Annotated in this window: 2 protein-coding genes and 1 pseudogene; 2 read left to right on the top strand and 1 reads right to left on the bottom strand. The window is 34.0% G+C overall.

Annotated elements, in window-relative coordinates; translation table 11 throughout:
- A partial coding sequence (locus tag ACIQZC_RS08975) for an aminopeptidase P family protein (RefSeq protein ID WP_396138890.1) occupies nt 1–1,287 on the bottom strand: 1,287 nt, incomplete at its 3' end.
- Between the two features lie 116 nt (nt 1,288–1,403).
- On the opposite strand from ACIQZC_RS08975, the gene ACIQZC_RS08970 reads away from it, so the two are divergent.
- The gene (locus ACIQZC_RS08970; protein ID WP_396138889.1) at nt 1,404–4,193 is read left to right on the top strand and encodes a glycosyl hydrolase; all 2,790 of its coding nucleotides are present in this window, start codon (nt 1,404–1,406) and stop codon (nt 4,191–4,193) included.
- Nucleotides 4,194–4,478: 285 nt separating this feature from the next.
- Nucleotides 4,479–4,958 (top strand): annotated as a pseudogene (locus ACIQZC_RS08965) (succinate dehydrogenase); the annotation flags it as partial.

Here is a 4,958-nt window from a genome sequence, read left to right as displayed (position 1 = left end):
ATTCATTATCGCTTCAATTTCCTCAATTTCTATTGGAATATTGCGCATTAAATTAAACGCAGCTCCTGTAGATTGAATCACCATATCGTCTTCTAAACGAATACCAAAACCTTCTTTTGGAATGTAAATTCCCGGTTCAACGGTAAACACCATATTGGCTTGCATAGGTTCATGAAGTAAACCATAATCGTGAGTGTCTAATCCCATGTGGTGCGAAGTGCCGTGCATGAAATATTTTTTATAGGCTGGCCAATCTGGATTTTCGTTTTGCACATCGGCTTTGTCAATCAATCCTAAACCTAATAATTCTGAAGTCATAATTTTGCCCACTTCTACATGATATTGTTTCCATAAAGTTCCTGGAACCAATAGTTTAGTAGCTTCATTTTTCACATTTAAAACCGCTTGATAAACCGCGCGTTGTCTATCGGTAAAACGACCCGAAACAGGAACCATACGCGTCATATCACTAGAATAATTAGCATATTCTGCACCAACGTCTAATAAAATTAAATCGCCAGCTTTACATTGTTGGTTGTTTTCAATATAATGCAACACATTCGCGTTGTTACCTGAAGCAATAATGGGTGTGTAAGCAAAACCTTTCGAACGATTTCTTAGGAATTCATGCGAAAATTCAGCTTCAATTTCATATTCCATCACGTTTGGTTTTACGAATTGTAACACACGACGAAATCCTTTTTCAGTAATATCACACGCTTTTTGGATTAAGTCCAATTCTTCACTTTCTTTTACTGAACGCAATCTTTGTAAAATAGGATTTGATTTTTCTACTTTATGTGCCGGATAATTTTCCTTCCACCATTTAACAAATCGTGCTTCACGAGTTTCGGTTTCAATAACCGCTCTATAATGTTCGTTGGTGTTGATATAAATCGTGTCGGCATAAGCCATAATTTCTTTCAAAGTCTTGTGAAAATCTTGTAACCAAATCACCGATTTAATTCCTGAAACTTCAAACGCACGTTCTTTGTTTAGTTTTTCGCCTTCCCAAATAGCAATATGCTCATTAGTTTCTTTTAAGAATAAAATTTCTTTCAAATGTTCGTATGGTGCATCAGGAAAGAGCAATAAAATACTTTCTTCTTGATCCACACCCGATAAATATAAAATATCTCTGTGTTGAGCAAAAGGCAAAGTACTATCGGCACTTACCGGATAAATGTCGTTAGAATTAAAAACCGCAACACTGTTTGGTTTCATTTGAGCCGTGAATTTTGCCCTATTTTTAATATACAATTCGCGGTCGATTTGATGGTATTTCATAGTATGGAGAATTTTCAGGTACAAAATTATAAAGATAAAAATGAAAAGATGTTAAAACCAATAGAAATTTTGTGAAAGTGTAATGTTTTGGTTAATTTTCAGCAAAATTTTTTAAGATGAAGCAAATTACCTTATTGTTTTTGTTGATTTTGCAATCGGCAATGGCTCAAAATTCTATGTTTACTCAAGTGAAGGCAGCAAATATTGGCCCTACAATTATGAGCGGTCGTGTAGTTGATGTTGCTGTTAATCCAAAAAATCCAACCGAATTTTATGTGGCGTATGCTTCTGGCGGACTTTGGTACACGAACAACAACGGAACTTCATTTGAGCCCGTAATGGACAGTGCCGAAACTATAAATTGTGGTTCGGTATCAGTAGATTGGACTTCAGAAACCATTTGGGTGGGAACAGGTGAAGTAAATGCTTCTCGCTCGTCTTATGCTGGAGTTGGGGTTTTAAAATCTTCTGACAAAGGCAAAACTTGGCAAAATTTAGGGTTAAACGATTCACATCATATTAGCCGAATTTGGGTTAACCCAAGTAATACTAACGAAATTGTAGTTGCGGCTGTTGGTCATTTATATACAAACAATACAGAACGAGGAATTTATAAATCAATCGATGGCGGAAAATCGTGGAAACAAACTTTGTTCGTTGCGGAAGATACTGGAATTATTGATTTAGTGGTTTCAAAAGATAATCCAAAAATTATGTTTGCGGCGTCTTGGCAAAAAGATAGAAAAGCGTGGCATTTTGATGGTGATGGCGAAAAATCGGGTATTTATAAAAGTGAAGATGGCGGAACTACTTGGAAATTAATCACTACAAAAGAAAGCGGCTTTCCAGCTAATGAAGGTTTGGGAAGAATTGGTTTAGCTTTATTTAATGAAAATGTGATTTATGCCGTTGTTGACAATCAGAATAAACGCCCAAAAGCGGTTTCAAAAAATAAATTGCAACTCATGCTTGCTTCACCTGGTGAGGATTTTCAAAGTATAGATAATAAAGAGCTTAATAATGCCTTGAAAGAAATTGGTTTTAGTGAAAAATATCGTGCTGAAAACATTAAAAAATGGGTAGAAAATGCTGGAACAAATGAAGTGCTAGAGCAACTTTTAGATGCCAACAAAGCTTTGTTTGAAACCGAAGTTATTGGTTGCGAAGTATATAAATCTGAAAATGGTGGAATATCTTGGAAGAAAACGAATGCAAATTATATCGATGATATGTATTATACCTATGGGTATTATTTTGCGAATATTTCAGTGGATGTAACCAATCAAAATCGATTGTACATTGGCGGTGTACCATTATTGTTTTCAGAAGATGGCGGAAAAAGCTTTACATCTATTTCAAAAGAAAATGTGCATGCCGATCATCATGTTACTTGGATCAATCCTGAAAATCCAAATCATATTATTAACGGAAACGATGGCGGAATTAATATTTCATACGACAACGGTGCACATTGGATTAAATGTAACAATGAAGCCGTTGGGCAATTGTATGCAGTGAATGTGGATAATCAAGAAAATTATAATGTGTATGGTGGATTGCAGGATAATGGCGTATGGTTTGGACCCAACGATTTTAAGCAAAATGTTGCTTGGCATCAAGAAGGGAAATATCCATATCAAGAATTAATCGGTGGCGATGGTATGCAAATTCAAATCGATAGTCGCAATCCAAATGTGGTTTTTACAGGGTACCAATTTGGAAATTATTACCGCATCAATCAAAAAGAAGGTCAGTTTGATTTTATTTCGCCAAAAGCAGGAAAAGATGAAAAACCGTTGCGATACAATTGGCAAACGCCTATTTTACTTTCTTCGCACAATCAAGATATTTTATACATGGGTTCTCAGTTTTTACATCGTTCCATGAATCAAGGCAAATCGTGGGAAAAAATTTCAGAGGATTTAACAAACGGACCTAAAGAAGGAAATGTAGCTTTTGGAACAATTACTACAATTTCTGAAAGTAAATTCCAGTTTGGATTACTTTACGTGGGTTCTGATGATGGAAAAATTCAGGTTTCTAAAGATGGTGGCGTTTCTTGGCAATTGATTTCGAGTCCCGAAACTTCAGGATTACCTCAAAATTTATGGGTTTCAAGAGTGGTAGCTTCTTCGCACAAAAAAGAACGGGTTTATGTCACTTTAAATGGTTATAGAAACGATAATTTTGAAAGTTATGTTTTTGTTTCGGAAGATTTCGGAAACACTTGGACTGCTATTTCCAATGGATTGTCGCAGGCCGTAAATGTAATTGTTGAAGATTCGGCTAACGAGAATATTTTATACGTTGGAACGGATAATGGATTATTTATTTCTATTGACAAAGGTTCAACTTGGCAAAACTTCTCAAACGGAATGCCAAAAGTTGCGGTGCATGATTTAAAAATTCAAGCCAAAGCAAAAGAACTAATTGTAGGAACACACGGGCGTTCAATTTATAAAATAGACCTTTCGAAAGGGCAAGAATTGACTAATGAAGTTTTAGCAAAAAACATCCATTTGTTTAAAATGAATGATAGAACTAAATCGGAACGTTGGGGAAGTCAAAATTATGCATGGGAAGAAGCTAAATCGCCTTCACAAGAAATTTGGTTATATTCAAACGGCGACGGAATGGTGAATCTTATCATTACAAATGAATCAGGATTGATGGTTCATACTCAAAAAGTATCAGTAATAAAAGGATTGAACTCGATTGCTTATGATTATTCGCTTGTAAAAGAAGTTGCAGAAAAGTGGAACAAAAAAGATAAAAATATCAAAATTAAAGCCGCTGATAACAATAAGTTTTATTTGCCTTTAGGGAAATACAAATTGGTAATTTCAAAAGATAAAACATCAGAAAATAGTACGTTTGAAATAACCGCTCCCAAAAAAAATAACTAAATTTTATTTGTTCTAATAATCACAAGTTAAGTTTAAAGAAATCATTTTTGAAAGAGAAAAATTTATGAGCAGATCATATTTGAGGCTTAATTCTAACATATCTTAATTATTTTTTTCTTTAAAATGAGTTACACAAACCATTCAGAGCACTATAACTTGTTGATTTTCAACAGAAGTTAAATTATTTTAAATTCATTATAAATTAACGCCAAAAGGTTGTAGTTAATTTCAAATAGCTGTATTTTTGTTTTGATTTTTATAAAACTATTACAATCAAATAAAATTATGGCAAAATCGGCACTTTTAAAGTCATCTATCGCAAAAAAATATTGGATGGCTCTTACGGGTTTATTTTTATGCTTGTTTTTGGCAGGTCACTTAGCGGGAAATCTTCAATTACTTGTTCCAAACAATGCATTGAATTTTAATCAATATGCTTTGTTCATGACTTCCAATCCGGCAGTAAAATTACTTTCTTATTTAACCTACATTTCTATTTTATTCCATGCAATCGACGGAATATTATTAACGATTCAAAACAAAAAAGCTAGACCAATCGCTTATGCAAAAACAGATGGATCTTCAACTAGTTTAGCTTCAAGAAATATGGCGGTTTTAGGAACTATTATTTTAGTTTTTATAGCGACTCACATGGTGAATTTTTGGGCAAAAATGCATTTTGATAAAAACATGCCTATAATGACAAAAACCATTGAGGTACAAGGGCAAAAACAAGTTTTTTATGTAGGAACTCAAGTAGGACAG

It is taken from the genome of Flavobacterium sp. (assembly GCF_044338735.1).
GTDB lineage: Bacteria > Bacteroidota > Bacteroidia > Flavobacteriales > Flavobacteriaceae > Flavobacterium.
Note: the sequence above shows the minus strand (reverse complement) of the source record. Positions and strands in the feature narration are given on the sequence as shown.

Coding starts and splice junctions, on each gene's coding strand:
- ACIQZC_RS08970 (WP_396138889.1), top strand. CDS start 1,404: ATGAAGCAAATTACCTTATTGTTTTTGTTGATTTTGCAATCGGCAATG.